This window comes from Bacteroides sp. AM41-16, assembly GCF_003603495.1.
GTDB classification, from domain to species: Bacteria; Bacteroidota; Bacteroidia; order Bacteroidales; family Bacteroidaceae; genus Bacteroides; species Bacteroides uniformis.
Genome location: NZ_QTNE01000051.1, coordinates 1 through 1,388 on the forward strand (window position 1 = coordinate 1; position 1,388 = coordinate 1,388).

The window sequence follows — 1,388 nt, forward strand, 5'->3', positions numbered from 1 at the left end:
GAGGATGTAAATTAAACTGTGTCAGCAAGGAATAAAGTATTAACTTTGCTAACACAGTTTTTTTTATGAAAGAAGAATTTGATTTCGAGAGTATCAAGAACAAGGCCATTGAACAGCTGAAAGCCGGCAAGCCTTTGTTGGGTAAGGACGGCGCCTTTGCCCCACTATTGGAAAGTATATTGAATGCAGCCCTGGAAGGAGAGATGGATGCACATTTGACAGAAGAAGAACGCCAGATGGGTAACCGTCGTAACGGAAAGATGCAAAAGCAGGTTCAGACTCCCTTGGGCGAAGTAACCGTTTCCACTCCCCGTGACCGTAATTCGAGTTTTGATCCCCAGTTTATCAAGAAGCGTGAGACTATTCTGGCAGAAGGTGTTGCTGACCGTATAATTGGCTTGTATGCAATGGGAAACAGCACAAGGGAAATCAGTGACTGGATGGAAGAAAATCTTGGGAATCGTGTTTCGGCCGACACAATCAGTTCCATCACAGACCGTGTACTTCCGGAGATAAAAGCATGGAAATCACGGATGCTTGATTCTGTTTATCCTATAGTCTGGATGGATGCCATTCATTACAAAGTAACGGATGAACGTGGCTGCGCGGTAACCCGTGCAATCTATAATGTACTGAGCATTGACAGGGAGGGACACAAGGAGTTACTTGGAATGTATATATCAAGGAATGAGGGAGCAAACTTCTGGCTCAGCGTGTTGACAGACCTTCAGAACCGTGGAGTTGAGGATATTCTCATTGCCTGTATAGACGGTCTGAAGGGGTTTCCTGAAGCCATTCAAAGCGTTTATCCTAATACAGCCGTACAGCTTTGTGTAGTACATCAGATACGTAACTCCATCAAGTATGTAGGATCCAAGAATCAGAAGGAGTTCTTAAGGGATTTGAAATGTGTCTATCAGGCAGTCAATAAGGAATCCGCAGAAAATGAGCTCCTCAAGCTGGATGAAAAATGGGGTGAACAGTATCCTGTCGTTATCAGATCCTGGCAGGACAACTGGGATAAGCTGTCCGAATACTTCCAGTATACTCCGGTCATCCGTAAGCTTATCTATACCACAAATACCGTTGAGGGGTATCACCGTCAGATCCGCAAGGTAACAAAAAACAAGGGCGTGTTCCCATCGGATACAGCCCTTGAGAAACTTGTTTATCTTGCATACCGCAATATACGTAAGAAATGGACCATGCCACTGGCCAATTGGGCTACCATCTCGCAACAACTGGCTATAAAGTTTGGAAACCGGTTTAAATTATTGTAATTTTACGCTCGTCGGGACGGGTGGTCCCGCCCCTTGGCGCGGGCCGTTCCCCGACCGATGAGTTTTCTAGAGATAAATAATGCGTGACACAGTTTATTTTACACTACC

At 45.1% G+C, this 1,388-nt stretch carries 1 protein-coding gene; it reads left to right on the forward strand.

Annotated features, from left to right (window positions below):
* The first annotated feature begins 65 nt into the window (after positions 1 to 65).
* The gene (locus tag DW896_RS21310) at positions 66 to 1,280 is read left to right on the forward strand and encodes an IS256 family transposase (RefSeq protein ID WP_005837038.1); all 1,215 of its coding nucleotides are present in this window, start codon (positions 66 to 68) and stop codon (positions 1,278 to 1,280) included.
* Positions 1,281 to 1,388 lie beyond the last annotated feature (108 nt).